The organism is Nocardia sp. NPDC052316 (assembly GCF_044547795.1).
In the GTDB taxonomy this organism is placed as follows: domain Bacteria; phylum Actinomycetota; class Actinomycetes; order Mycobacteriales; family Mycobacteriaceae; genus Nocardia.
Genome location: NZ_JBIUBB010000002.1, coordinates 335,809 through 362,096, shown reverse-complemented (window position 1 = coordinate 362,096; position 26,288 = coordinate 335,809). Strand labels below are relative to the sequence as shown.

The following is a 26,288-nucleotide window of genomic DNA, read 5'->3' as shown; positions in this document are numbered from 1 at the left end:
TCGGCCACCGCGGCGGGATCGACGAGGCTTCCGCCGTCGCCGCACCAGGCCGCACGGATCACGGATTCTCGCTGTCGGGCTCGGACTGTGGTTGCTGCGAGGTGAGGGGGTTCGCCGCAGGCCCTGAGGTTTCCCGGTCGGCGTCCTCGGATAGGTCCACGGGCCGGTAAGGGGCTCGGACGGGGGCGATTTCGTCGAGCCGCTCGTTGATCGCGAGTGCGAGCATGTCGTGCTGCAGTGCCGGAACCTCCATCAATCCACTCAGGTAAGCCTCCATCTCCATCCGGCCGATGATGCCGCCGAGCGCGAAGTACCGCAGCCACAGTTCATTGATGGTCAGCTGGCTGGCCCGGTACGCCGCGGCCAACTGGTCTCGGTATCCATCTGCACCAGGTTGCGACATGGCTCAGCCGGCCTCCGTGTTGCGGGCGGTCGACGCGACGATCTCGGCGGCGGCCGACGAGCTGAGCCGCGCGAGCGCGCTGTACACGGCCTGCCTGGACCGCAACAAGCCGGACGCGTGGGCGTCAGCGGCCGATAGTTGCTCGGCGACATTCTCGGGGGGACCCCTGTCCGCCATCACAGCACCTCAATCCGCGCAACAGAGCAATTTCGCCTGCGATACAGTCATTATCGTCCGCCTCCGCCCCCGGCGGCAGTCCGTATCACGTACCCACTCGGAGCTCACCAGCACTGGCGGTATGCCCATGGCCGGTCGCCACAAACGAGCTGGGGGGCCGGCGGCGGCCCGCTTGTTCCGCTGTCGCCGCGGGGTGGTGTGTGACGAGCCCGATGCCCCGGAGTGTGCGAAGTTGCGCGTCGAGTGCTGGATCGGGGGTACCTCGAGATCATGACTACCTCTCACCACACCGAGGTCGGTGCTTTACCTGCGCCGCGCGGCGAGCTGTCCGCCGGGATCATCGATGTGCTCGCCGGCGCTCCCGGCAGTGCGGTGCCGACGTTGCCCGAGGTCGACCCGTACGGCGAGGACTTCCAGCTCGCCCTGCACACCTGCTACGAACTGCACTACTACGGCTATCAGGGGGTCGACGACGGCTGGGAGTGGGATCCTGGGCTGCTCGCCCTGCGCGCGACCATGGAGCAGCGCTATCTGCGCGCCTTGCGAGCGGACGTGCCCGGCGGGATCGATCTGGACGCCGAGCTCGAGCAGTTACTGGTGACTCCGGTCGAGGAGTCGGGCGTCAGCGCGTTCCTGCGGGACGAGGGCGAGCCGTGGCAGTTGCGCGAGTACTTCGTGCACCGCTCGATCTACCACCACAAGGAGGCCGATCCGTACGCGTGGGTGATTCCGCGGCTGCGTGGTCAGGCCAAGGCGTCGCTGGTCGCGGTCGAGTTCGACGAGTACGGCGGCGGGCGCGGCGAGCGCGTGCACGCCAAGCTCTACGCCGACCTGCTGGCCGGTGCCGGGTTGAACCCGGACTATCTGCACTACCTCGATATCGTGCCGGCGCCGATGCTCGCGCTGGTCGACATGATGTCGCTGTTCGGCCTGCATCGCGCCTGGCGTGGCGCGCTCGTAGGGCACTTCGCGACCGTGGAGATCACCTCCCCGCCCGGCTCGCGCCGGATGGCGCAGGCGCTGGGCCGCTGGGATTCCGACCCGGCCTGCACGCTGTTCTACAACGAACACGTCGAAGCCGACGCGGTACACGAGCAGGTGATGCGCGAGGTGATCACCGATCTGCTCGACCGCGAGCCCGAGTTACGCGAGTCCGTGGTGCTGGGGATTCAGGTGACCAACATGCTGGAGGACCGGTTCGCCGACCATGTGCTGGGATGCTGGCGCGCGGATCGTACTTCGCTGCGCGAACCGCTAGCTGATCGTGATTGATCTCGTCGCGGGCGGGCATTGCCCGAAGGTGATGTTGATACGCACCCCGGGTGTTTACCGACCGCAGACAGATACGTGGTTGCTGGCCGCCGCGCTGGCCGATGCCGCGCTCCCCCCCGGCGGGCGGGTGGTCGATATCTGCAGCGGAACCGGCGCGCTGGCCGTACACGCGGGCCTGGCGGGGGCCGCCTCGGTCACCGCGGTCGACATCTCGCGCAGGGCGAGCATGTCCACCTGGCTCAATTGCCGGCTGCGCGGCATCGACGTCGAGGTACTGCGCGGGGACTTCGAAGCGATGCTCCGACATCGCCGATTCGATGTTCTGCTCGCCAATCCCCCGTATGTGCCGGTTCGTCAGGGACCGCCCCCGCGGGGCCGTGCGCGAGCCTGGAATGCCGGGCAGGACGGCCGGTCGTTCCTGGACCGGCTCTGTGCGGCGGCCCCGAAACTCTTGGCCCCCAACGGCACTGCGCTTATTGTGCACTCGATGGTCGCCGACCCGGATCTGACCATTACGCAGCTGCGGCACGGCGGATTGAAAGCCGCGGCGGTCGCGCGCACGACGATCCCGTTCGGGCCTGTGATGCGACAATGTAGCGATCATCTCGTCGACGAAGGACTGATCCGACCGGGGCAACAGGACGAGGAATTGGTGGTGATCCGTGCCGACAGGACCCGGAAGTGACCGGCGGAGAATAACTTTTACCGAGGACGGACCGGCGCTTATCGAAGGGCCGGTGGAGATCGTCACCGCCGACGGCACCCGGATCGACTGCGATCGCTTCCAGGTGGCGCTGTGCCTCTGCAAACGTTCGAAGAACTACCCACTCTGCGATACCAGCCACCGCAAGCGCAGTCGTCGGGCGAGTTGAACCACTAAATCCCCCGTCCGTTATCCGGTGACGGCGCCGAACTCGGATCGGGCACTGCCCTATCGAGTTCGGCGCCGTGACCTACCGGTCCTGACCTTGCAGCACCAGATCGCCCCGGCGCGCACGGGCCGCGTTGACGGCGGCGAGCAGCACGCCGATGCCGACCAGGATCAGACCGCGCACCCAGACCTCACCCTCGATCCGGGTGAACAGGAACAGACACGACGCCAGCGCCAGCCACGGGACCGCGGTCGGGATCCGGAAATGGTCCGCCTCGCCCTCGGTCTTCCGTAGCACCAGCACCGCCGCGTTCACCGAGGAGAAGACGATCAGGAGCAGCAGCACCAATGTCGCTGCCAGCGAATCGACTTCACCGGTCAGTGCGAGGAGCAGCGACACCGCGGAGGTCGCCAGAATCGCGACCCATGGGGTGCGGCGGCCCGCCAGAATCCGGCTCAGCACCGGCGGCAGCAACCCGTCACGCGCCATGCCATAGGCCAACCGGGACGACATGATGCCTGTCAACAGCGCGCCGTTGGCGACCGCGACCAGCGCGATCAGGCTGAACACCCAGTCCGGTATCGCGCCTGCCGCGCGGACGACCTCGAGCAGCGGTCCGCTGGACTGGCTCAGCTGCTCCGTCGGCACACTCGCGCTCGCGACGATCCCGATCAGCACGTATACGACGCCTGCGGTGAGCAGCGCCGCGAATAGCGCTGTGGGATAGGACTTTCGCGGCTGCTCAACCTCCTCGGCCAGATTCACCGATGTCTCGAAGCCGACGAACGAGTAGTACGCGAGCACCGTGCCCGCCAGCACCGCCCCGAACGCGCCGTGCTCGGCGGTGCCGACCTGGGTGAGCCGATCCAGGTCGGCGTCGCCCCGCACGATGATCCAGGCCCCGAGACCGATGATCAGCACGAGCCCACCGAGCTCGACCAGCGTCGCCGCCACGTTGGCGCGCAGCGATTCCTTGATCCCGCGAATATTGAGTGCGGCAAGCGCCGCCAGGAACACCACCACGACCGCCATCGACGGCAGCGAGACCAGCGCTTGCAGATAGTCCCCGGCGAACGCCCTGGCCAGCGCGCCCACCGAAACCAGCCCGGCGGCGAGCATGCAGAACCCGACGAGCGATCCGGCGGCAGGCCCGAAAGCGGTGGTCACGTAGTGGGCCGAACCGCCCGCACGCGGAAATTTGGTGACGAGCTCGGCGTAGGAACCGGCGGTGAGGGTCGCGAGCAACAGCGCGGTGAGCAACGGCAGCCAGATCGCACCGCCCGTTTTGCCGGCCACCGCACCGACCAGCACGTAAACACCGGCGCCGAGAATGTCGCCGAGAATGAAGAAGTACAGCAGCGGTGTGCTCACCGCCCGTTTGAGTGCGAGGGCCATCTTCGTCCAATACCCAGATGATCTCTGTTGACGCGGGCCACGCGCGGTATCCGGTGTGTGGCCCGCCCGGCTGGAACTCGAAGCTCCGGCCGGGCGGGCCACTTCCCCGTTCACCCAGGGACGCCGCCACGTCCGCATGGGCACGTCCACCCTAACCGCTACCGACGCCCACAGTGCGCACGCCACTCGGATACCACCCAGGTTCCCCCGAAAGACGCACCCTCTCCCGGGTCCCGCACCCTTTCCGGGATCCGCACTCACGTTCGGGATCCGCACCCACTCCGGGGGCCCGCAACCAGTGCGGATCCCGAGAGAGGGTGCGCCTTCGGCCCCCTCAGTGGGTGTGGTCCACCGAGGGGGCGTCCGGGTGCGCGAGCAGCCAGTCCATCCGCTGCTTGCTCTCCGCGTCGGCCGGGGTCCACACGGTGATAAGGGTCTCGGGTGTTGCCGTGAGGTCGAGGCGGGTCAGCGAGAACGAGAGGTCGCCGATCGCGGCGTGCCGGTAGGTCATGACCGCGCTGGGCGGTGTCGCCACATCGTGGGTGGCCCACAGCCGCGCGAACTCGGGACTGGCCGCCGCGAGCCTGCGGATCAGTTCGGTCCACGACGGGTCGTCGAGGTGCTGGCCGAACGCGGCCCGGAACGAGGCCACCATGTGCGGCAATCCGGTGTCCCGGTTCACGAAGCGCCGGCAGCACTCCGGGGTGGTGAACAGCTCCCACAGGACGTTGCGTGAGCTGTCCGGCGCGGTCAGCCGCGGCCACAACGCCGCACACGGGGTGTTCCAGCCGAGCAGATCCCAGCGACTGTTCAGCGCGGCGGCCGGGAACCCGGACATGCTGTCGAGAATCGCCTGCACGGTGGGGGTGATCCGGGCGGCGCTGGTCGCGACCGCGGCGATCGGCACGTCGGCCAGGTGGTACAGGTGTTCACGCTCGGGATCGCTCAGCTGGAGGGTGTCGGCGATCGCGTCGAGCACCCGGCCGCTGACATTGATCGGCCTGCCCTGTTCCAGCCAGGTGTACCAGGTGACACCGATCCCGGAGAGCAGGGCGACCTCTTCCCGCCGCAAACCCGGTGTCCGGCGCCGCAATCCGGGCGGCATGCCGACATCGGCGGGCGTGACGCGGTCCCTGCGGCTACGCAGGAAGGCCGCGAGCTCGGTACGGCGGGCGGAAGGGGCGGTCACAGGCACCGGCCCATGATCCATCATCGGGCAAACGGTTGCCAGGTGTTGCCAACACCAGTGTCGCGAGACTCTTGGTATCCCGCTCGGGGGCTGCGCAGGGTTCTCACTCATGAAGTTGTTGAGTAGTCCGGTGGTCGGCGGCGCGCAGGCGGCGGCGCAACGGGCGGAGTTCGAGCGAACGATCGCGGGCAGGACGATCTGCGACGCCCTCGCCGACACGGCACGCCACCATGCCGAGTTGCCCGCGTTCACCCAGCACGGTTCGACCATGACGTGGGGCCAGACGCGGCAGCGGGTACTGGAGGTTGCCGCGGGGTTTGCCGAGTTGGGGATGGCACCCGGCGACGTGGCGGTCCTGGCGATGGGAAATCGCACCGAGCACGTCCTCGCCGACCTCGGCGCGGTGCATGCGGGCGGCGTCCCAAGCACCGTCCACGACGGTCTCGGCGCCGGCCAGATCGCTTATGTCGCAAGGGATTGCGGCGCGAAGTTCGCCGTCCTCGACGGCCAGGAACAGCTCGACCGCTGGCTGCCGGTGCTGGCCGACCTGCCTGGGCTGCGCAAGGTGATCGTGGTGGACGCGGCGGCTTGTCCACCCGGCGATCAATTCCTCAGCTGGCCTGAGCTTTTGCGCATCGGGCGGCAGCGGCTGGCTACGGCACCGATCGATGAGCGTTGGCAGGCACTGACTCCCGACAGCACCCTCACCCTGCTCTACACCTCGGGGACCACCGGTAATCCGAAAGGCGTGATCATCACCCATCGGATGGCGCTCTACCAGGAGGCCGTCTCGTCGGCGGCCGCGTCCGCGGCGCGCAGCACCGAGGTGTCCCATATTCCGTTCACGGCCGTGTCCACCCGGATGTTCAACCTGTACATGCCGGTGGTGCGCGGGTCGCACACCCATTTCTGCGCCGACCTGGCCCAGTTGCCCGCCGTGTTGCGGGCGGCCCGCCCACACATTTTCCGTGGCGTGCCCCGGGATTGGGAACAGATGATGGCTGTCGTCCAGGCGCGGCTCGCGCGGGAGACCGACACCGCGGCTATCGCCGACGCGATGCGGGCCGGGCGCGCCTACGTGGCGAGTCGGCAGTACGGACGGTCGCCGACCACGGCGACGGCCGAGAAGTTCGCGGCGGCCGACGCGGCGGTGCTCGCGGGCTTGCGCGCACAGCTCGGGCTCGACCGGGTGCTGTACACGATGAGCGCCGGTGCGCCCTTGCCGCTGGAGGTTTCGCGTTTCTTCGCGGGGCTGGGACTGCTCATCCTCGATGTCTACGGCATGACGGAGATGACCGGCGCGGTCACCGGCAACAACCCGGTCGCCTTCAAACTGGGCACGGTCGGGCGCGCGTTGCCGGGGATCGAACTGCGCCTCGCTCCTGACGGCGAGATCCAGGTCCGCGGCGCGGCGCGCACCCCCGGCTACTTCGGCTTACCCACGCAGACAGCCGAATTGGTGGACAGCGACGGCTGGTTGCGCACCGGCGACCTCGGCGTGCTGGACGCCGACGGCTTCCTATCGCTGGTCGGCCGGAAAAAGGAAATCATCATCACCACCAACGGCAAGAACATAGCGCCCGCCGCGGTGGAGAACCTGCTCAAGGAACACCCGCTGATCGGGCAGGCCCTGGTCTTCGGCGATCGGCGACCGCACCTGGTCGCCGTGCTCACCCTGGCCGGCGACGTGGTGACGGCGTGGGCGGCGGCGCGTGGCCTCGCCGGCGGCCCGGCCGAACTGGCCGCGCATCCGGTGGTGCTCGCGGAGGTGCGCTCGGCGGTCGCGGCGGCCAATGCCCGGCTCGCCGCGTTCCAACAGGTCAAGGCCTGGCGGGTGCTGCCGAGGCCGTGGACCGACCGCAGCGGGGAGCTGACCTCGACCGGCAAGGTCAAACGCTCGGTCGTGCATGCCGAGCAGGCCGAGCTCATCGCCGCCATGTACGCCGCGTGACCGCGCGGTCACCAGTCCCCATCCAGCACGATGCCGAGGAGGCACCCATGACCACCGAGCCGTTCACCATCCGATTCGCCGTCCGCAGCTACGAACTCGACACCCAGCATCATGTCGCCCACACCGTCTACCTGCAGTACGCGGACCAATCCCGCTTCGCCTGTGCGCAGGCGGCCGGGCTCTCCCCCGACAAGCTGCTCGCCGACGGCCTCGGCCCGATCAACCTCGAAACCACCCTGCGCTACCACCACGAACTGCGCGGCGACGACGAGGTCGACGTGTCGTGCGCCTTCGTCTGGGGCACGGGTAAGACGCACCGGGTCGAGCATGTCCTGCGCAAGCCGGACGGGACGCTCGTCGCCGAGATCAGCAGTGTCAGCGCGCTGCTCGACCTGCGCAACCGGCGCCTGGTCGACGACCCGGCCGCGAGCCTGCGCACCCGGGCGAGCAAACCCGAGCTGCTCGGCCTCGCCTGATCCGCTGGCCGGACCGAAACGATGCCTGCGCCGACGCCGGTGTGCCACCGTGGCCTCCGACCATTTCGGTTGGCGGTCGCCGGATACCGGCGTTGGGGTGACAACCGTTGCGAACAATCAACGGCGACGAGTCGCCAGGAGGCAACGCCTTGTCCACGATGCAGGAAGGCACCGCGGCGGACCAGCTGCGCGAAGCGCTGGCCAAACCGATCTTCAACACGGTCTTGAAGACCTGGGTCGGCGACGGCACCACCGACTACGAGGTCTATCTCCGCACGCCCGAGCTGTTGTCGTTGCAGACGACGGTCGACGAGCTCACCGACTCCGACGAGCTCATGTTCCAGATCGTGCACCAGGCGCAGGAGGTCTGGCTCAAGCTCCTGTCGCATGAGCTCGCCGGGGTCGTCGAGGAGCTGGACCGCGACGCGCTGTGGGCGGCGGCCGCGCTGCTGGATCGGGCGAACCGCATCGCCGACTGCCTCGCGCGGGAACTGCGGGTTCTGGAAACCATGACGCCGGATACCTATCAGGTGATCCGGCGCAGCCTCGGCAAGGGCAGCGGGCAGGAGTCGCCCGGCTACAACGCGGTGCTCACCGCGGCCGAATATGTTGCCGCGGCGCTGGATCGGCTGCTCGGTCGCCGCGGCGTCGAACTCGCCAAGGCGTATGGCGCGGGGGCGCAGTCCGATCTCAAACGCCTCTGCGAGATGCTGGTCGACTTCGATGAGCGTTTCCAGCTGTGGCTCGTCGCCCACTTCATGCTGGTGCGCCGGACGATCGGCGTCGGCCAAGGGGTGAATGCCCTGGACGGCGTGCCGACCAGGGTGCTGACGGGCCGGATGACCAAACCGCTGTTCCGGGCGCTGTGGCAGGTCAGGGGCGAGCTGACCGAGAGCTGGCGGCGCGAGGGCGGTTACGCGCCGGGTGCGGCGCGGAGGTCGACGGCCCGATGAACAAGGAGCTGCGGATCGACTCGCTGCGTGCGGAATTCCCGGTGCTCGAGACCTGCGTCTATTTGAACAGCAACTCGACCGGTGCGCTACCGCGCGGCGTCGAGCAGGTGCTCGGTCGCTACTGGGCGACCATGCGCACCTGGCGCGACGACGCATGGGGTGGCTGGCTGGACGAACTGGACGGTTACCTTCGTGTGCTGGCCGAATTCCTCGGTGCCCCAGCGGGAACGGTGGTGACCGACACGAACCTGACCACGCTGCTCGGCAGGCTCGCCACCTGTTTCGACTTCCGCGGCGAGCGCAACAGAGTGGTCACCACCGACCGGGAATTCCCCACCGTGCCGTTCCTGTGGCAGGGCTTCGCGAAGTACGGCGCCGAACGGGTGATGGCCGATTTCGACACCGATGCGGTGCTTTCGGCGATAGACGAGCGGACTCTGCTCGTTTGTGTCGCGCACGGCAGTTACACCACGGGGGCGGTCCTCGATCTCGAACGCATTGTCGCGCAGGCACATCGGATGGGCGCGCTCGTCATCGCGGACGCATTTCAGACAGTGGGAGTGGTTCCGCTGAACCTGCGGGCGCTGGAGGTCGACTTCGTGCTCGGTGGTGCGGGCAAATGGCTTTGCGGGGCGCATACGGCATTTCTTTACGCGCGGGACGACCTGCTGCCGACACTGCGGCCCGCGGCCACCGGGTGGTTCGCCGGTCGCGATCCGCTCACTTTCCGGCCAGCGGAGGACTGGGCCCCGGATGCGCGGCGGCTCGCCGGCGGCACACCGATTCCGTTGACCGCCATGATGTCTCGGGTCGGCCTCGACCTGCTCGCGGCGGTGGGCGTGCCCGCGATCCGCGCGCATTCGCTGCGCTGTACCGATCGCATCATGGCGCGGGCGGTGGATGCGGGGATCCCGGTACGCACGCCGTCCGCGCCCGATCAGCGCGGTGGGGTTGTCTGCCTGTGCTTTCCCGGCGACGAGATGGTGAAGAAGCGGCTGGCCGAACGCGGCATGGTGTGCAGCTGGCGCGAGGGGCTGCGGGTAGCGCCGCATATCTACAACACCGTCGACGAGGTGGACGCCTTCATGGATGCGCTCGTCGCCGAACGGAAGGCCTTGCGCGGATGAGCGAGCTCGCCTTCTCGCCCCGTGCGCTGATGAGCCTGCTGTTCAACGGCGACAAAGCTATTGACGCCGTGCGGACCGCGTGGGAAATGGGCGTCCTGGCAGCGCTGGATGCCGGGCCTGCTCGCTTGGGCGATCTGGCTGACCGATTCGAACTGGTGCCGGTGCGCCTGTACAAGCTGCTCGACTGTCTCGAGTGCCTCGGCCTCGTCACGAGAGTATCGTCGGATGTGTTGCGGGACACCGAGTATCACGCGATCGAGGGGGTACACGACGCGGTCGCCGAGGTGCTCGGCCCGGACTCGCTCGAGCGGGACCGGGACAGCTACCCGTGGCGCACGCTCTACGGCAAACTGCCCGACGTGCTCCGCGGCGAGCTCAGCATGCCGCCGACCGCATTCACCTGGCCGCTCGACAGCGCCGAACAGGTCGCCGGCTTCGAACACAGCATGGCGGCCGGGATCGGCCCCATCGCGGAGACATTTCGAAGACACGCCGAGTTGTGGAGCGGCGAGACGCGTTTGCTTGATGTCGGCGGCGGTGACGGCACGTTGGCCGCGCGTCTGCTGCGGGACAACCCCACACTGCGGGCAGATGTCTACAACCTGCCTGCGGTGCGCTCCCTGGTGGACCGAACGCGGGCGGAGTCGGGCAGCGGCGACCGGCTCGGGTTCGTCGGCGGCGACTTCCTGGCCGAACCGCTGCCCACCGGGTACGACATCCTGTCCTTCGTCCGGGTGCTGCACGACTGGCAGCGACCGCAGGCGCGGGCACTCTTGGCCAAGGCGTATCAGGCGCTGCCGCCGGGCGGGCGGGTGCTCATCTGCGAGGAGTTCCGCGATGCCGAGCGGCTCGCCCGCCAATTCTTCTGGTCCTACTTCCTGATCGGCGTCGACAGCTGCACCAGCATGCTGCGGGAGGTGGCCGACTACCGCGGCATGCTCGGCGAGATCGGTTTCCGGGACGTCGAGGTGCTGCCCGGACCGTTCGAGATCGTGACGGCCACCAAGCCACCCGCCGGTCCCGGTCCGTTCAGCGACAAGAGCTATCGACGCCGCCACGGCGGGCTGGTCGACTGACGGCATGCAGAATTTCGACCACATCTTCGTCGGCGGCGGCCACAACGCGCTGGTCGCGGCGGCCTATCTGAGCCGAGCCGGACACGAGGTCCTCGTCATCGACCGCAACGATCGGGTCGGCGGGTTCGTCCGCAGCGCCGAATTGGCGCCGGGGGTGATCTACGATCCGTTCTCGTCCGCGGTGCCCCTGTTCACGAGCGGCCCGGCGTGGCGCGACCTCGGCCCGGATCTGCGGAAGCAAGGTCTGGAGATCCTGCAACCCGAGTTTCCGACCGGGGTTTCGCTGGAGGACGGCACCACCGCGGTCTTCCCGCGCGACCCCGTGGCGCTGGCCGAGGAGGCCGACCGGCTGCATCCGGGCGACAGTTCCGCGGTCGCCGAGATCATCTCGGCCCTGGGACCGTCGACGGGTGCGGCGTTCGGTCTGATGGGTCAGGATCTGACCTCCGACGCGGCCCGTGCCACGCTCGCCCAGCTGGTGCGCGACGGCAAAGGCTGGTCCGAGGTGGCCGAACTCGCGCTGGACAGTGCGCGCTCGGCCGTGTCGGAGATCGAATCTCCGGCCATGCGCAGCCTTTTCGGCTCGTGGCCGGCGCACGTGAGCCACGGGCCCGACGACGCGGGCGGCGCGTTCTGGACCACCATCTTCCCGCTCGGCTTCACCGGCGGCGGCATGCCGATCCCCCAGGGTGGCATCGGCAAACTGGCCGAGGCGCTGGCAGGCATCGTCACCGAGCACGGCGGTGTCATCCAGACCGGCGCCACCGTCACCCGGATCCGGGTGGCCGACGGGCGCGCGGTGGGGGTTCAACTTTCCGACGGCAGCGCGTACCGGGCCAGGAACAGCGTCGTCGCCTCGGTGAACCCGGACCAGCTCTACGAGTGGCTGCTCGCGGAAACGCAAGTGCCCGAGCACATTCTGGCGCAGGCCCGGCGTTACCGCTACGGCACCGGGCTTTTCCAGCTGCACCTCGCCACCTCCGCGCCGATTCCCTGGGCGGACAAGCGTTTCGAGCGGATCGGGCAGCCGTTCCTCACCGATTCACTCGACGGGCTGTCGTTGCACGTCGCCCAGGCCCGGGCCGGGCTGCTCCCCGCGTGGCCGACGATGACCATCGACTCGCCGACCGCGCATGATGCGACGCGCGCGCCCGAGGGCACCAGCGTGCTGCGCATCCAGGTGACCGATGTCCCCACCCGTCCGCGCGGTGACGCGGCGGGGCTGATAACCACCGACGGCACCTGGAATGCCGAAGTGGTGAACCGCTACGCCGACCGGGTGCTCGAGGTTGTCGAACGCCATGTCCCTGGACTGACCGCAACGATCGTCGCCCGGTCGATGATCACCCCCGCCACGCTGGCCGCGTTCAACCCCAACAGCGGTCCCGGCGACCCCTACGGCGGTGCCCAGGATCTCGCGCAGAGCTTCGCCCTGCGGCCCATCGCGGCGGCGCCGGGTCATCGCACCTTCGTGCCCAATCTGTATGTGCTCGGCGCGGGAACCTGGCCCGGTGCGGGCGTTTCCGGTAACTCCGGTTACATCGTCGCCCAGTATCTGCTCGACTCCTGACGGACGGTCAGGCCTGTTTCGAGGCAAGCTCCACCACGGTGATGTCGGAGGGTGCGCCCACCCGGACCGGTGGGCCCCACGCACCCGCCCCACGCGTGACGTAAAGCTGCGTGTCGCCGTAGCGCTCCAGCCCGGCGACGGTCGGATTGGCCAGTTCCGCAAGGAAATTGCCCGGCCAGACCTGCCCGCCGTGGGTGTGGCCGGACAGTTGCAGATCCACGCCGAACTCGACGGCGTCGTGGATCTGCACCGGCTGATGCGCGAGCAGCACCGCGGTGCGCGTGAGGTCGCGATTGCCAAGTGCCGCACCGAAATCCGGCCCCTGCCCGATGCGTTTGCCCTGAATGTCGTTGACACCGGCGAGGTCGAAAAACGGCAACTCCGTGCGACTGTTCGCCAGGAGACGCAGCCCGAGTTCCTGCACGTGGTCCATCCACTGCTCCGCGCCGGAGAAGTATTCGTGGTTCCCGGTGACGAAATACGCGCCGTGCCGTGCGCGTAGCCGGGCCAGTGGCTCCACCGCCGAGCGCAGATGTTCGACACTGCCGTCGACCAGATCACCCACGATGGCAATGAGATCCGGCTGGGTGCCGTTGATCGTCTCGACCACCCGTTCCGCGAATCCCCGACCGAGAATCGGGCCGAGATGGATGTCGCTGACCACGGCTATCCGGAAGCCGTGCGCGGCGCGCGGCAGATTCGCGAGCGGGATCGTCAGGCGTTTCACCTGCGGACCGGACAACACGCTGTGCGTGCCGTAGCCGACGGTACTCACCGCAGCCAGCGCCGCCGCACCACCCACCGCGCGAGAAACGAACAGCCGCCGCGAAACCGGCACCTCCGGCTCATCGCGAGGCGCGGCATCCGCTCCCCCGGTCGCGGCGATCAGCACGTCCTCCGGCGTTCTGCTCGCGGAACTGTCCGACCGGGCGCTCCACCGGCGGACCAACGGCCGCACCAGTTCCCCCGCCAGCAGCCACAACACGAGATAGATGAACAGCGCACCCCACAGGTACCCAGGCCAGGCAATGATCTGAATGAGCAGAAACGGAATCCCCGCCGACTCGGCCACGAACGCACCGACCAGCAACACCGGCCCCGCGATCAGCACCCCCGTCCCCACCCGCCGCCCCACGGATCCACGCACCGTCGTATCCCGCACCAGCCGCCGCCACACATACCAATGCAGCCCGCCGAAAATCCCCAACACGACGACGCCCACAACAACAGCCACCGCATCACTCTATGCGGAGCCCCCACCCCCACATACCCGCACCGCCGCTTGGGACCCGCACCCGATACGGGGCGTTGGAGTCGGTGCGGATCCCGAGCGGCGGTGCGGCAGTTCGCCGCTAGACCTCGCTGACGGCGAGGCGGACGCCGAGCGCCACCAGCACGGTACCGGTGATGCGCTCCAGCCACTGGCGCACTCGGGTCTCGGCGAAGAACGCGCGTGCGCGGCCGACGAAGACGGCGACCGTGATGAACCAGGTGGCGTCGATGACGAGGTGGAGCAGCCCGAGCAGCAGCGTGGTGGCGAGGATATTCGCCTCCGGCGCAACGAATTGCGGATAGAACGCGAAGGCGAACACCGCGACCTTCGGGTTGGTCAGGTTCGTCAGCATGCCGATGCCCGCGGCCCGCCACGGCTTCGCCCCGACTGCGTCCTCATCGACCAGCGCCTCGCCGGACGGATTGCGCGCCGCCCGCCACGCCTGCACACCGAGGTAGATCAGCACGGCCGCACCGATGATCCGAATAACCACATACGCCACGTCACTGGCGGCCACCAGCGCGGAGAGCCCGAACGCCGAGGCCGCGATCCACGCGTACAACCCGACCTGCATGCCGCCGATGATCGGCACCGCCGCCCGCGCGCCACCCAGCGCGCTGCGCCGAATGACCAGCGCGGTAGTGGGACCGGGCACCATCGCCGCGAGTGCCACCGCAAGTACGAAACCACCGAGAACCGACCATGTCATGCTCCGAGCATCGCACGAAACTCTTACGCCCGTCCCACTTCTCGTCGGCGGTCCGGGGGTGCTACCTCCGTCGAAGTTCGTCGCGCAGCCGCCGGGCCACGCCGGCCATCACCGCCTCCGCGGCGGGTTGGGCGGTCGCGGGCACGGTGGATTCGGTGAGGGCGGCGACGGCGAAGGCTTGGCCGTCGGCGTGCTCGACGACGCCGATTTCGTGGCGGAGGTTGAGCAAGGTGCCGGTCTTCGACGACCATCGGGACGCGTCGCAGCCGAAGTCGGGGGCCAGCCGGTTGCGCAGCATGTTCTCCCCCATCAGTCGGCGGACCTGCGCCGCGGCCTCGGGACGGATGCTGCTCGGCCGCCAGATCTTCTGCAGCAGTGCGACGAAGGCGCGTGCCGAGCCGGTGTTGGCTCGGCTGATGTCGAGCTGCGGGACCGGGTGCCCGCGACCGGCCGTGGTCGCGGTGATCGCGAGGGTATGGGCCAGGTGGGCGTGGTCTGGTTCGAACATCTCGGTCGGTGTGCGGGTGAGCTCGTCCAGCAGGTGACGGACGGAGATGCCCTCGATGCCGAGCCGAGCCATCTCGGCGGACACGGCCGCCGGTGGTGTGAGCCCGAACAGCGCGTCGGCGGCGGCATTGTCGCTGATCGACAGGGTGAGATAGAGCAGATCCGCCAGCGCGATGGTGGCGGGATGCCGGAATTTGGTAATCCCGACCGGGCCGGGCGCCGTCACGCGGCCCGGCTGCACCACGATCGGCGTCGTCGGATCGAGTTCGCCGCGGGCAACCCGTTCGAGCGTGGCGACCGCGAGCGGCACCTTGACCAGGGATGCGGACGGGTACTCGGTGTCGGGGTCGATGCCGAGTTCGTCGCCGGTGTCGAGGTCGCGTACCAAAAAGGAACCGCGCAGCCCCGCGCTGTCCAAGTCCTCGCGCGCCGCCAGCACAATCTCAGCCACTCCCACCCTCACATCCTGTCTGTTGGCTCAGCACCCTCAGCCATCGGTATCCGGTTGGCCGAGGCAGTGGCCGATCTCGGCGGCAGGCAGCAACTGTGTTCGCTGCGTGTCCTCGCTCAAACCGGTGACGAGCCGGTAGCCTCGAGCCAGCTCGGCGAGTTCACCGATCGGCAGCCAAGGCAAGCTGAGTTCACCGGCCTGACTCGCTGAGCAGAGCAGCAGATCCGTGCCTGCGAGCGCGTCCGCCGCCGCGGCTGCGAACGAGTTCGCCACCAGCACCTGCGCGGGCTGCAAGCCCACCGCGGCACCGAGCCGCGTGAGCGGGTCACGAATGTGCGGTACATCGTCTTCCGGCTGCACCCAGATGCGGCGTCGGGGTGCGTCCCGGTCGGCGCGGCTCGGCCGCAGCGACTCCACATACAGTGCCCGGCTTTTCCGCGCGGCGTCACCGGCCAGTCCCAGCGGCACCCGCCAACCGCCCTCCCCGGGCGGAATCGCCACCAAGGCCGCCCGCACCTCCATCGTGCGGAGCAACTCCGCGCGCTCTCCCGGATCGGCCGCGTGCAGGTCCAGATTCAGCCCGGTGCGCCGCCCAGCGGCGATCAGCCGAGCCAGCTGCAGTGGACTGCAAATCGTGGGCACCGCCATCCGAAACGGCCGCAGTTTGGCCCGTTCGGCGTGGTGATCCAAGGTGTCGGCGAGTTCGACCAGTCGTTTGGCCGAGGGCAGCACCTCGCGGCCGAACGAGGTCAAGGTGACCGCGCGAGTGGACCGGTTGAACAGTCGCGCCCCGAAACGGCGCTCCAAGGCCGCGACGCGCCTGCTGGCCACCGACTGCGGGATACGCGCCACGGCGGCACCGTCGGTGAAACTGCCGTACTCGCCGACCACCACGAACGCTCGGCAGGCTTCGACCATATCCACGACGAGCCAGTATGCCAGTTCGGCATTAATCAGCGTCGTGCAGCCTTGGACGGCATGAATGAGTGAGTGCCATGCTCCGTCTCGCCCCATCGAAGAGCCATTTTCCAAGGAGAACACTCATGACAGCCAGGTCCAGAATCGGTGTGCTGACAGTCGCGATCACGGCAGTCGCACTGGTCGGCGCGTGCTCGTTGCCGGAATCCGCGACCGAGCCAACCCGGGTGCCCGACGCCGCCACGGCCGCGCGGGCGACCGCTCAGGTGCGTGATCTCGAGTCCGCGCACCACGCCCGAGTCGGTGCCTTCGCCGTCGACACGAAGACCGGTGTCTTTCTGGGTTACCGGGAGAACGAACGGTTTCCGATCGGCTCGACCTTCAAGACGCTGGCGGTGGCCGCGTTGCTGCGCGACCATCCACTGGCCGACGGCTATTTCGACACGGTCATCCACTTCACCGCCGACGATCTGGTGAAGTACTCGCCGGTGACCGAGACGCGCGTCGACAGCGGCATGACGGTGCGCGAGCTGGCCGCCGCCGCCATCGAGAAGAGCGACAACACCGCGACCAACGAGCTGCTGAAACTGCTCGGCGGCCCTACTGCCATCACGAAATTCGTTCGCACGCTCGGCGATACGGTCACCAGCCTCGACGACTGGGAACCACTGAGCAACAGCGGGGACACCAACCCCGAGCACAACTCCACCACGGCCGCCGCGCTCGCCGCCGACTACCGCGCGCTGGTGTCCGGCGACGCGCTACCCGCGCCGGAGCGCGCACAGCTCATCGAATGGCTCCTGCGCAGCACCACCGGCTTGAACCGGATCCGCGCCGGACTGCCGCAGGACTGGAAGACCGGAGACAAGACCGGCGGCGGCGACTACGGGCTCACCAACGACGCCGCGGTGACCTGGCCGCCCGCCAGCGACTCGCCGATCGTGATCACCGTACTGTCGATCAACACCGAGGAACACGCGCCCGCCGACGACCCGCTCGTCGCCCGATCCGCTCGAGCGATCGTCGAAGCCCTGCACCCCGCCGCCAACGGATGACCCGACGCGAAAGACTTACTCCGATGCGAAGATCCGCAATTCTCACCACCGGCTCCGTTGCCATGCTGGTGGCCCTGACCACAGCCCCGAACACGAGCTCTGACAGCAGCCGGGCGACGGCTACGTCGGGGTCCCATTGCCGAGCCGAGCCGCACGGCGGCCGAGGGTGCGATCGGCCCGGCAATTCACACCGACAGATCCGCTAATCCCGGCGGTACGGGGCACGTCCGGCCGGCGGTTCGGGCTTCGACACATTCGGGAGGTCCGGTATGCCCAACTCCAGCGGTGTCCCGTCCAGCGTGTGCTGTACACCATGGTGGCGAAAGGTGAAGGGGTCACCGGACAATCGAGAGTAGGTCGCCGTGTCGCGGGTGATGACCACCGATACTCGGCTGCCGCGCCACAGGATTCGGAAGGCGAGCCGGTCCAGGTTGTCGGGAAGGCGCGGGGCGAAACGTAATTCGCCATCGCATTCACGCATGCCGCCGAAACCGGCGACGCAACAACTCCAGGTGCCCGCGAGCGAGGCGATATGCAATCCGGTCGCCACATTGTGATGCAGATCGTGCAGATCGGTCAGCGCGGATTCGACGAAATAGTCGAAGGCCAGCGACAGGTGACCGACCTCCGCCGCCATGATGGCCTGGACGCAGGCGGAGAGCGAGGAGTCACGGACCGTCAGCGCCTCGTAATAGTCGAAGTTCCGCAGCTTCTGCTCGGGAGTGAACTCGTCGGGGCACAGGTACATCGCCAGCGTCAGGTCGGCCTGCTTGACCACCTGCTTACGGTTCAGATCGAAGTACGGATAGTGCAGCAGCAGCGGGTAACGCTCGGCGGGGGTATCCGCGAAATTCCAGCGCATGTAGCTGGTGAAATTCTCCGACTGCTCGTGCACCTCGAGCTCGTCGTTGTACGGCATCGCCACCCGCTCGGCGCAGTCGCGCCAGCGATCGAGCTCGCCCGCGGTGACCCCGAGCCGCTGCGCCACCTCGGGCCTGCGCTCGCACGCGGCCACCGCGCCGCGCAGGTTCCGCTGGGCCATCAGATTCGTATAGATGTTGTTGTCGGCCAGCGCGGAGTATTCGTCGGGCCCGGTGACACCGTCGATCCGATAGGTCCCGGCCGAATCCCGATGCCCGAGCACCGCCCACAACTTGGCGGTCTCCACCAAAAGCTCTACCCCGCAGTCCCCTTCGAACTGCTCGTCGCCGGTCGCGGCCAGATAGCGGATGGTCGCGTCGGCGATGTCGGCGTTGACGTGCACCGCCGCGGTGCCGGTCGGCCAATAGCCGGAGCCCTCTTCACCATTGATCGATCGCCACGGGAACATCGCCCCCGTCTGGCCGAGTTCGCGGGCTCGCTGCCGCGCCAGCGCGAGCGTCGAATGCCGCCAGCGCAGCGCGTCGCCCGCCGCGGCGGGCACCGTATGGGTGAGCACGGGCAGCACGAAAGTTTCGGTGTCCCAAAAGGAATGGCCGTCGTAGCCGGGGCCGGTCAACCCTTTCGCCGGTATCGCACGGGTCTCGCCGCGTGCCCCGGCCTGCAACACATGGAACAGCGCGAAGCGCACGGCCTGCTGCATCTCGGGATCGCCGTCGATCTCGATATCCGCGCTGGCCCAGAAATCATCGAGGTAGGCGCGTTGGCGGGCCAGCAGGTCGTCCCAGCCGGTCTCCAATCCCGCCGCGAGCGCCGCTTCCACCTGGGCGCGCAGCGCGGGGGTCGACCGCTGGCTGGACCAGCCGTAGGCGAAGTACTTGGTCACGCACACCGTCTCGCCCCGTGCGACGTCGACCGCGATCGTCAGCCGGGCCAGGTCGTCCTCGGTGTGCACCGAACACCGTGGCGTGGCCCGCACGGCCAGCTCGTGATCCATCCCCGCGGCCATGCGCAGTCCGGATTCCCTGGTGTGGTGCGCGAGCACCGCATGGAAATCCCGTGCGGCCGCGAAGTCGGCCACCAGCGGGCGATCCAGCGCCGCCGCGAACCGGGGATCACCGTGGCGCGCCACGACCGGCTCATTGGCGAGCAGATCCGATTGGATCACCAGATCGAGATCCTCGTCGAGCGGTTCGACCTCATAGCGGATGGCGGCCAGCGCACGCTCGGTGAACGAGACGAGGCGCTCCGACCTGATCCGCACGGATTGGCCGGTGGGCGAGGTCCATACGGTGCTGCGGCGCAGTGTTCCGGAGCGGAAGTCCAGCACCCGCTCGTGCGCGTCGGCGTGGCCGTAGCGCATGTCCATCGGCTCGTCGCCGACGAGCAGCCGGATGATCTTCCCGTCGGTCACGTTCACCACGGTCTGCCCCTGCTGCGGGTATCCGTAACCTACTTCGGCGTAAGGCAATCGGCGCTTCTCGTAGAAGCCGTTGAGGTAGGTGCCCGGCTCGCCGACCGGCTCCCCCTCCTCCAACGTGCCGCGCAGACCCAGGTGACCGTTCGACAACGCGAAGATCGACTCGGTCCGGCGCAGTGCGTCCACATCCAGCCCGCACCAGCGCAATTGCCATGGATCCACCTCGAAACCGCGACAGTCCGCAGCCATCCGCCTACTCCTTCAGCTCCGCCAGATCCTGGACGACGACGTCGGCGCCCGCCGCCGTCAACTCCGGCCCGTGCCTGCCGTCACCGACGCGGTCCACCCCGACGACGAACCCGAAGCCGCCCGCGTGGCCCGCCGCCACTCCCGCGACCGCGTCCTCGAAAACCGCTGCCTGCTCGGGCTTTACGTGCAGCCGGGCTGCGGCCTCGAGGAATCCGTCGGGGGCAGGCTTACCCCGGAGTCCGAGCCTGGTGACATCGTTGCCGTCGACCCGCTCGTCGACGCTGCGGGCGATGCCCGTGACCTCCAGCACCGCAACGGCATTGGCGGACGCGGTCACCACGGCCACCTTCAGTCCGGCCGCCCGGACGGCGGTCACGTAGTCGACCGAACTCGGGTAAACCTTGACACCTTCGCGCTCGATCAGCGAGAGCAGCACGCTGTTCTTACGATTGCCGAGCGCGTGCACCGTCGTATTTCCCGGCTCGTCCGCCGGAGCACCCTCCGGCAGGGTGATATCTCGGGACCGCAGGAACTCGCGGACGCCGTCGGCGCGTGGGCGCCCGTCGACGTAGCGCAGATAGTCGTCTTCGGTGAACGGCACGAAGTCCGGTCCGCAGCGGTGCCTGAGGTACTCGTCGAACACTGTCGTCCACGCCCGCCGGTGCACCGACGCGGTATCGGTGAGGACCCCGTCGAGATCGAACAGCGCGACCGAGATGGTGTCCGGCAAACCAAGCCGAGTAGCCCGGCCGTCGGTCGATGAGGTCATGCCCGGACGTTACCCCGTATGCCGCCGGAGAAACTGTTCCGCACGGGCGCGCTCCGGCATCCGCCCAACCCTGTTCTCCGCGAGCACAACTGCGGTCTTGTTTACCGGGCAACCTGCCGGGTAGCTGCCCGTTATGGGCCTATCGACACGTCATCTACGACCTGCCTGGTGGATCGAGGCGCCCGCGGCCGCGGTGACCGGCGCGGTGCGCCGGGGCGGGCTGCTGGCCATCGGCGCGGCAACCCAGCTCGCCACCGCGCCGTTACAAGCCATCGAGACGGTGGCAGGCAAAGCGGCAGAGGCCGGGCAACTCCTCGATGTGCCCGACCCTGGCCAATTGCGCGACGATGTGGCAGCGCTGGTCGACCCGCATCTGAAACGCACCCGGCGACGTGTCGCCGTGCACGGTAGGCGCGCGACCATCGAGGTCCGCGGCTTGGCGGGCGGCAGCAGCGCCACCGTCGCCCGTGCACTGGAGCGGCGGCTGGAAAGCCTCGGCGGCGTGCGCTGGTGGCAGGTGAACGCGGTGACCGGACGAGTGGTCGCCACCCTGACCCGCGGCGCGGCGGATCTGCCGGAACTGCTCGCCACGGTGGACCGGATCGAGCACGACACCGAGGTCGACGAGCAGGACTGGGACAGCGCGGTCGACTATCCCGGCGACCGAGAACCGGTGGTAGCGGCGGCAATTCAGGTGGCAGGCGATCTGTGTGCCGTCGCGATCTCGCTGGCCGGGGTCGCGCCACCATTGCGTCCGCCGTTGCGCGCGGCGCGAGCACTCGCCTCGATCGCCGAGACACAGCCGCGGGTGCGCGACCAACTCGAGCAGCGGCTGGGGCGAGCACGCACCGATCTCGTGCTGACACTCGTCTCGGCCCTCGGCACCGCCCTCGGCGAGAGCGCGCCGGACGGGATCCCGACACTGCTGCTCGACGCGGCGCAACGATCCATGCTGCTGACCGAGGCGGTCGCGCGCCGGGTCAGCTGGCGCGGGTGGGAGCCGCAGCTGCTGCACCACGACAACCCTGGCGTCGCGGAGCCACTGCCGCCCTACACCCGCCCCGCCGAGCTGCCGCCCGGCCCGCTCGAGCGGGTCGCCGACGAGACGGGATCGGCAATGGTGGTGGGCGCCACTGCCATTGCCACCCTCGGCAATGCCGGCGATGCCGTCAACGCGCTCGCCCTCGGTGCGCCGAAGGCCGCGCGCGCCTGCCGCGAGGCCTACGCCGCGACCCTCACCACGCTGCTGGCCCGTGCGGGCGTGCTGACGCTCGACCCCACCGCGTGGCGACGACTCGACCGCCTCACCGCGCTCGTCGTGGACGGTGAAGCATTGCTCACCTCGCGTCGGGTGGTGCTCGATGCCGAGTCCGCGGACGCCGATTGGTCCACCGCCGACGTCTGGAGTGCCGCCCAGCGGCTGCTCTGGTCGCCCCCGCACTCCTCGTCCGAGCCCACCGCGCCCGAACGGAACGGAGGAGCGCGCAAGCACGAGCTGCGATTGGTGCACGCCGACAGCGGAAATCCGGATCGGGGCGCCACGATCCGCCCGGCCCTGCGGGAATTGCGTGCGGGCGACCGCACGGTCGGCAGCGTCCTGATCGGCCGTGAACTCGACCCGCGAGCACACTCGCTGCTGACCACGGCGCGCAAGGCGGGCCTGCGCGTCACCCTCGCCGCGAGCGCCGACGCCGCGGAGTTGCGTTCCCGGGTAGACCAATTCGTCTCCGCCTCGACCTCGTTGAGCAAAATCGTGCACGACTTGCAGCGCGACGGTCACGTGGTCGCCACGGTGAGCGCCCACGCCTACAAAGCACTCGCCTGGTCCGATGTGGCCATCGGACTGCTCGATACCGGGCACAGCCGCAAGCGGGCGCCGTGGACCGCGGATGCGTTGTGTCGCGAGCTGAGTCAGGTCGAACGAATACTGGGGGCGATCGAACCGGCGCGCCACGTCAGCGCCCAGGGCCGGTCCCTCGCGCTCTCGGCAGCCGCCCTCGGCGGATTGCTGCTCGCGGTGTCGCCGTCCCGGCGGGCCCAGGTGTCCCCGATGGCGGCGGCCCATTTCGCGGGCCTGCTGAACGGATCACTGGCCGGGTTCCGCATGATGCGCGCACCGGCACTGCCGTCACCGTCGGTGCTGCTGCCTTGGCACGCACTGCAACCCGAGGAGGTGCTCGCTCGACTACCGCAGCCGCCCGCCTCGGCGGAGCGTGCCGCGTCGTCCCCGGCCGAGCAAGACTCCTGGTTCGGCGGTTTGACGCGCACCACCTCGTTCCTGCGCCACCTGCGCACCGAATTGGCTGACCCGTTGACCCCGATCCTCGGCGTCGGCGCCGCCGCGACCGCCATCCTCGGCTCGCCGTCCGACGCGATCCTGCTCTCCTCGGTCCTCACCGTGAACGCGGTCGTCTCGGCCAGGCAGCGCCAGCGCGCCGAATCGGCCCTGCACACGCTGCTCGATCGAGAAAGCCTCACCGCGCAGGTCATCGACCGGGCCGACGTGGACAAGCCCGACCCGGGCGAAACTACGCTGCCCGCCACCCTGCTCGCGGTCGGCGACGTCATCGCCGTCCGCCCCGGTGAGGTGGTGCCCGCCGACGCGCGGCTGCTCGACGTCGACGATCTCGAGCTGGACGAATCCGGGCTGACCGGTGAATCGGTCACGGTGGAGAAGCAGCTGGGGGCCACACCAGGGGCCGGACCCAGCGACCGGGCCTGCATGATCTACGAGGGCAGCACCGTCGTGAACGGCCGCGGGCGGGCCGTCGTGGTCGCCGTCGGCGCCGACACCCAGGTCGGGCGGGCCACCGCCGGTGCGGTGCCGCCCGAAAAGGGCGGCGTGCAAGCACAATTGCGCCAACTCACCGATCGGGCGTTGCCGCTGACGCTCACCGGCGGTGCGATCGTGAGCGTCTTGGGCGGCCTGCGCGGCCGGGAGTTGCGCGCGGCCATCGCCGACGGTGTCGCCGTCGCGGTCGCGGCGGTACCGGAGGGGCTGCCGCTGGTCGCCACGGTGGCGCAACTCGCGGCAACGCGGCGGTTGTCCCGCTACGGCGTGCTGGTGCGGGCGAGCCGCACGGTGGAGGCGCTCGGCCGGGTCGACACGCTGTGTTTCGACAAGACCGGCACCCTGACCGAGGGGCGGCTGCGGTTGACCAAACTCGCCGACCTGCACCAGCAATGGGAGCCCGGCGCCGAAGCCGAGGAGGCGCGCAGGCTGCTGCGCGCGGCCGCGCGCGCCTGCCCCGACCCGAACGAGGGTCCGGTGACCCACGCGACCGATCGCGCGGTACTCGAAGCGGCGGAGATCCTCGACGACGGGCGCTGGCACCCGATCGAAGCGATCCCCTTCGATTCGAATCGCGGGTATGCCGCCGCGCTGGGCAACACCGAGCGCAGGCTGCGGTTGGTCGTCAAGGGCGCGCCCGAGGTCGTGCTGCCGCGCTGCACCAAGGTGCGCAACGGCGACACCATCGCCCTGTCCGAACACTTGCGGGAGCGCGCCGAGGCGACCGTGCGCGATCTGGCCGAACAGGGCCTGCGCGTGCTGGCCGTGGCCCGCCGCGATCTCGCCACCGAGCCCGACGACGTGGCGGGCGCGGTCGGCGAGCTCACGCTGCTCGGCTTCCTCGGCATCGCCGACACCCCGCGCCCGCAGACGCTGCCGCTGATCACCGCCTTGCAGGACAACAACATCGGTGTCCGGATGATCACCGGCGACCATCCGGTGACCGCCGCCGCGGCGGCGCGCCAGCTTGGCATCGCCGTCGACACCGTGGTCACCGGCGCCGACCTGGACCGCTGCGACGACCGCGAGCAAGCCGAGTTGATCGAGCGCAGCACGGTGTTCGCTCGGGTGAATCCGGAGCAGAAGGTGCGCATCGTCACCGCGTTGCGCCGCAACGGTCACGTCGTCGGGATGACCGGCGACGGCGGCAACGATGCCGCCGCGATTCGCAGCGCCGACATCGGAATCGGTTTGGCCGCACAGGGATCCACCGCCGCGCGCAACGCCGCCGACCTGGTGCTGACGGACCCGGACCCGATCGCGATCCTGCACGCGCTGGTCGAGGGTCGCGGCATGTGGCGGCGGATCACCGATGCCGTCGGCGTGCTGGTCGGCGGTAACGCGGGCGAGGTCGCGTTCACCCTGTTCGGCACCGCGGTCGGCGGCCGAGGCCCCCTCGGCACCCGCCAGTTCCTCCTGGTGAACATGCTCACCGACATGTTCCCGGCGCTGGCCTTGGCGCTCTCGCCCGACGACCGCGGCATCGATCCGGCCGACAGCGCCGCGGCGGTCCGCGAGCGGTCCGCGCAGCTCAGCGAGATTCCGCGCGCCGAGCTCGGCAACGACCTGACCAGGACCATCGCCACCCGTGGCATCGCAACGGCCACCGGCGCCTCCGTCGCCTGGACGCTGGGCCGCTACACCGGTACCGAACGCCGGGCCGCGACCATCGGATTGGTCGCGCTCATCGGCACCCAGCTGGGGCAGACCCTGGTCTCCGGGTACCGCAGTCCCCTGGTGTGGCTGACCACCGCCGCGAGCGCGGGCGTCCTCGGCGCGGTGGTCATGACACCTGGACTGTGCACCTACTTCGGCTGCACGCCGTTGGGGCCGTTCGGCTGGACGATCGCGACCGGGTCGGCCGTCGCGGCGACAGCGGGTGCGACGCTGCTGCCTGGCCTGTTGTCCGGCGAAGCACGCGCGCTCGATTCCGCCGAATAGTCGACTGGTAACCGGGTATTGCCCGATCATGGTCGCCACGATCGATCAATTGCTGCATTCGTTGACCCGTGCCGTCAACGCGCTGGCCGAGGCGGACATCAAGTTCGCGGTGGCAGGCGGTTGCGCGGTGTACGCACGCGGCGGGCCCGCCTCGCAGCACGATGTCGATATCTTCGTCAAACCCGAGGACTGCGCGAAAGCGGTACGCACACTGGCCGAGGCCGGGTTGCGGGTCTGCGATCCCCCCGAGGACTGGCTGCGCAAGGTCTACGACGGCGACGTCCTGATCGACGTGATCTACCGACCCAATTACCGGGACGTCACCGACGAATTGCTCGACCGCGCAACGCCCATGCGCATCGGACCGACCTCCGCGCCGGTGGTCAGCGGCACCGATCTCATGGTGGACAAGCTGCTCGTCTTCGACGCACACCGCCTCGACTTCGCTCCGCTGCTGCACATCGCGCGCGACCTACGAGAACAGGTCGACTGGGCCGAAGCGCGGCGCCAGACCGCAGAGTCGCCTTACGCGCGGGCGTTTCTCGGGCTGCTCGACGATCTCGGTATCACCGACACCGGAAAGGTGAAATAGATGGAGCAGCCGCAATACCTTGTCGCGCATCTGCGCCGAGCCCTGGCCGAGGATCCGCGCACCGCGGAGCTCGGCATCGGGGTGACCATCCGCGGCGACGTGGTGGTCCTCGGCGGCGAGGTCAGTACCGAGGAACGCAAACAACAGCTGGAAACGATAGTGCGCGAACAGCTTCCGCAAGCGCGGATCCACAACGACGTGCACGTCACCCGTCCCGGCGCGCCGGCCGACAGCGAGGCGCTCGGTTCGACGGACACCGGAAGGGGTTGAGCC

The 26,288-nt window shown here is 69.0% G+C and carries 23 protein-coding genes; 13 read left to right on the top strand and 10 right to left on the bottom strand.

Annotated features, from left to right (window positions below; genetic code table 11):
• Positions 1-58 precede the first annotated feature (58 nt).
• Together ACIHA7_RS08630 and ACIHA7_RS08625 are read right to left on the bottom strand one after the other, a co-directional pair.
• Positions 59-403 carry a hypothetical protein gene (locus ACIHA7_RS08630; RefSeq protein ID WP_397287130.1) on the bottom strand — a complete coding sequence of 115 codons (345 nt, stop codon included), beginning with the start codon at positions 401-403 and terminating at the stop codon, positions 59-61.
• Between the two features lie 3 nt (positions 404-406).
• Positions 407-580, bottom strand: a complete 174-nt coding sequence (locus tag ACIHA7_RS08625; RefSeq protein ID WP_397287128.1) for a hypothetical protein — start codon at positions 578-580, stop codon at positions 407-409.
• A gap of 270 nt (positions 581-850) precedes the next feature.
• Between ACIHA7_RS08625 and ACIHA7_RS08620 the strand changes: the two genes are divergently transcribed.
• From ACIHA7_RS08620 to ACIHA7_RS08610, 3 genes are read left to right on the top strand one after another with little or no spacing between them, the layout of a single operon-like run.
• Positions 851-1,852, top strand: coding sequence for an iron-containing redox enzyme family protein (locus tag ACIHA7_RS08620; RefSeq protein WP_397287126.1), 1,002 nt, complete (start codon positions 851-853; stop codon positions 1,850-1,852).
• 31 nt (positions 1,853-1,883) lie between these two features.
• Positions 1,884-2,537 carry a HemK2/MTQ2 family protein methyltransferase gene (locus ACIHA7_RS08615; protein WP_397288694.1) on the top strand — a complete coding sequence of 218 codons (654 nt, stop codon included), beginning with the start codon at positions 1,884-1,886 and terminating at the stop codon, positions 2,535-2,537.
• 52 nt (positions 2,538-2,589) lie between these two features.
• Entirely contained in the window at positions 2,590-2,724 is a 135-nt protein-coding gene (locus ACIHA7_RS08610; protein ID WP_397287124.1) for a CDGSH iron-sulfur domain-containing protein, read from the top strand.
• Positions 2,725-2,805: 81 nt separating this feature from the next.
• Here ACIHA7_RS08610 and ACIHA7_RS08605 read toward each other — a convergent pair whose 3' ends face one another.
• Complete coding sequence (locus ACIHA7_RS08605; protein ID WP_397287122.1) at positions 2,806-4,119, bottom strand: APC family permease; 1,314 nt, start codon at positions 4,117-4,119, stop codon at positions 2,806-2,808.
• A gap of 334 nt (positions 4,120-4,453) precedes the next feature.
• The gene (locus ACIHA7_RS08600; protein WP_397287120.1) at positions 4,454-5,314 is read right to left on the bottom strand and encodes a helix-turn-helix transcriptional regulator; all 861 of its coding nucleotides are present in this window, start codon (positions 5,312-5,314) and stop codon (positions 4,454-4,456) included.
• Positions 5,315-5,417: 103 nt separating this feature from the next.
• Between ACIHA7_RS08600 and ACIHA7_RS08595 the strand changes: the two genes are divergently transcribed.
• From ACIHA7_RS08595 to ACIHA7_RS08570, 6 genes are all read left to right on the top strand, one after another.
• Positions 5,418-7,259, top strand: a complete 1,842-nt coding sequence (locus tag ACIHA7_RS08595; protein WP_397287118.1) for an AMP-dependent synthetase/ligase — start codon at positions 5,418-5,420, stop codon at positions 7,257-7,259.
• Between the two features lie 47 nt (positions 7,260-7,306).
• Positions 7,307-7,735, top strand: a complete 429-nt coding sequence (locus tag ACIHA7_RS08590) for an acyl-CoA thioesterase (protein WP_397287116.1) — start codon at positions 7,307-7,309, stop codon at positions 7,733-7,735.
• A 158-nt stretch (positions 7,736-7,893) separates the two neighbouring features.
• Positions 7,894-8,688 carry a tryptophan 2,3-dioxygenase family protein gene (locus ACIHA7_RS08585; RefSeq protein WP_397288691.1) on the top strand — a complete coding sequence of 265 codons (795 nt, stop codon included), beginning with the start codon at positions 7,894-7,896 and terminating at the stop codon, positions 8,686-8,688.
• Positions 8,685-9,815, top strand: a complete 1,131-nt coding sequence (locus tag ACIHA7_RS08580) for an aminotransferase class V-fold PLP-dependent enzyme (protein ID WP_397287114.1) — start codon at positions 8,685-8,687, stop codon at positions 9,813-9,815. The genes ACIHA7_RS08585 and ACIHA7_RS08580 overlap by 4 nt, the downstream gene beginning before the upstream one ends.
• Positions 9,812-10,891 carry a methyltransferase gene (locus ACIHA7_RS08575; protein WP_397287112.1) on the top strand — a complete coding sequence of 360 codons (1,080 nt, stop codon included), beginning with the start codon at positions 9,812-9,814 and terminating at the stop codon, positions 10,889-10,891. Before ACIHA7_RS08580 ends, ACIHA7_RS08575 begins: the two co-directional genes overlap by 4 nt.
• 4 nt (positions 10,892-10,895) lie before the next feature.
• On the top strand, positions 10,896-12,461 hold the full coding sequence (locus ACIHA7_RS08570; protein ID WP_397287110.1) for a phytoene desaturase family protein: 1,566 nt from the start codon (positions 10,896-10,898) through the stop codon (positions 12,459-12,461).
• Positions 12,462-12,468: 7 nt separating this feature from the next.
• Here ACIHA7_RS08570 and ACIHA7_RS08565 read toward each other — a convergent pair whose 3' ends face one another.
• The 4 genes from ACIHA7_RS08565 to ACIHA7_RS08550 form a co-directional block, all read right to left on the bottom strand.
• Positions 12,469-13,695 carry a metallophosphoesterase gene (locus tag ACIHA7_RS08565; protein WP_397287108.1) on the bottom strand — a complete coding sequence of 409 codons (1,227 nt, stop codon included), beginning with the start codon at positions 13,693-13,695 and terminating at the stop codon, positions 12,469-12,471.
• A gap of 118 nt (positions 13,696-13,813) precedes the next feature.
• The gene (locus ACIHA7_RS08560; RefSeq protein ID WP_397287106.1) at positions 13,814-14,443 is read right to left on the bottom strand and encodes a LysE family translocator; all 630 of its coding nucleotides are present in this window, start codon (positions 14,441-14,443) and stop codon (positions 13,814-13,816) included.
• Positions 14,444-14,504: 61 nt separating this feature from the next.
• The gene (locus tag ACIHA7_RS08555; RefSeq protein ID WP_397287104.1) at positions 14,505-15,401 is read right to left on the bottom strand and encodes a serine hydrolase; all 897 of its coding nucleotides are present in this window, start codon (positions 15,399-15,401) and stop codon (positions 14,505-14,507) included.
• Between the two features lie 36 nt (positions 15,402-15,437).
• Positions 15,438-16,319 carry a LysR family transcriptional regulator gene (locus ACIHA7_RS08550; protein WP_397288689.1) on the bottom strand — a complete coding sequence of 294 codons (882 nt, stop codon included), beginning with the start codon at positions 16,317-16,319 and terminating at the stop codon, positions 15,438-15,440.
• A 125-nt stretch (positions 16,320-16,444) separates the two neighbouring features.
• Here ACIHA7_RS08550 and bla point away from each other — a divergent pair, with 125 nt between their 5' ends.
• On the top strand, positions 16,445-17,374 hold the full coding sequence (bla, locus tag ACIHA7_RS08545) for a class A beta-lactamase (RefSeq protein ID WP_397287102.1): 930 nt from the start codon (positions 16,445-16,447) through the stop codon (positions 17,372-17,374).
• 202 nt (positions 17,375-17,576) lie between these two features.
• Here bla and ACIHA7_RS08540 read toward each other — a convergent pair whose 3' ends face one another.
• A complete protein-coding gene (locus ACIHA7_RS08540) occupies positions 17,577-19,922 on the bottom strand; it encodes a glycoside hydrolase family 65 protein (RefSeq protein WP_397287100.1) in 2,346 nt (781 codons plus the stop codon).
• A gap of 4 nt (positions 19,923-19,926) precedes the next feature.
• Complete coding sequence (locus ACIHA7_RS08535; RefSeq protein WP_397287098.1) at positions 19,927-20,691, bottom strand: HAD family hydrolase; 765 nt, start codon at positions 20,689-20,691, stop codon at positions 19,927-19,929.
• Positions 20,692-20,824: 133 nt separating this feature from the next.
• Between ACIHA7_RS08535 and ACIHA7_RS08530 the strand changes: the two genes are divergently transcribed.
• Genes ACIHA7_RS08530 through ACIHA7_RS08520 form a run of 3 tightly spaced genes read left to right on the top strand, consistent with a single transcriptional unit; the run spans position 20,825 to position 26,285 of the window.
• Positions 20,825-25,423, top strand: coding sequence for an HAD-IC family P-type ATPase (locus tag ACIHA7_RS08530; RefSeq protein ID WP_397287096.1), 4,599 nt, complete (start codon positions 20,825-20,827; stop codon positions 25,421-25,423).
• Complete coding sequence (locus ACIHA7_RS08525) at positions 25,362-26,015, top strand: nucleotidyltransferase family protein (RefSeq protein WP_397287094.1); 654 nt, start codon at positions 25,362-25,364, stop codon at positions 26,013-26,015. Before ACIHA7_RS08530 ends, ACIHA7_RS08525 begins: the two co-directional genes overlap by 62 nt.
• On the top strand, positions 26,016-26,285 hold the full coding sequence (locus tag ACIHA7_RS08520) for a BON domain-containing protein (protein ID WP_397287092.1): 270 nt from the start codon (positions 26,016-26,018) through the stop codon (positions 26,283-26,285).
• Positions 26,286-26,288: the final 3 nt, after the last annotated feature.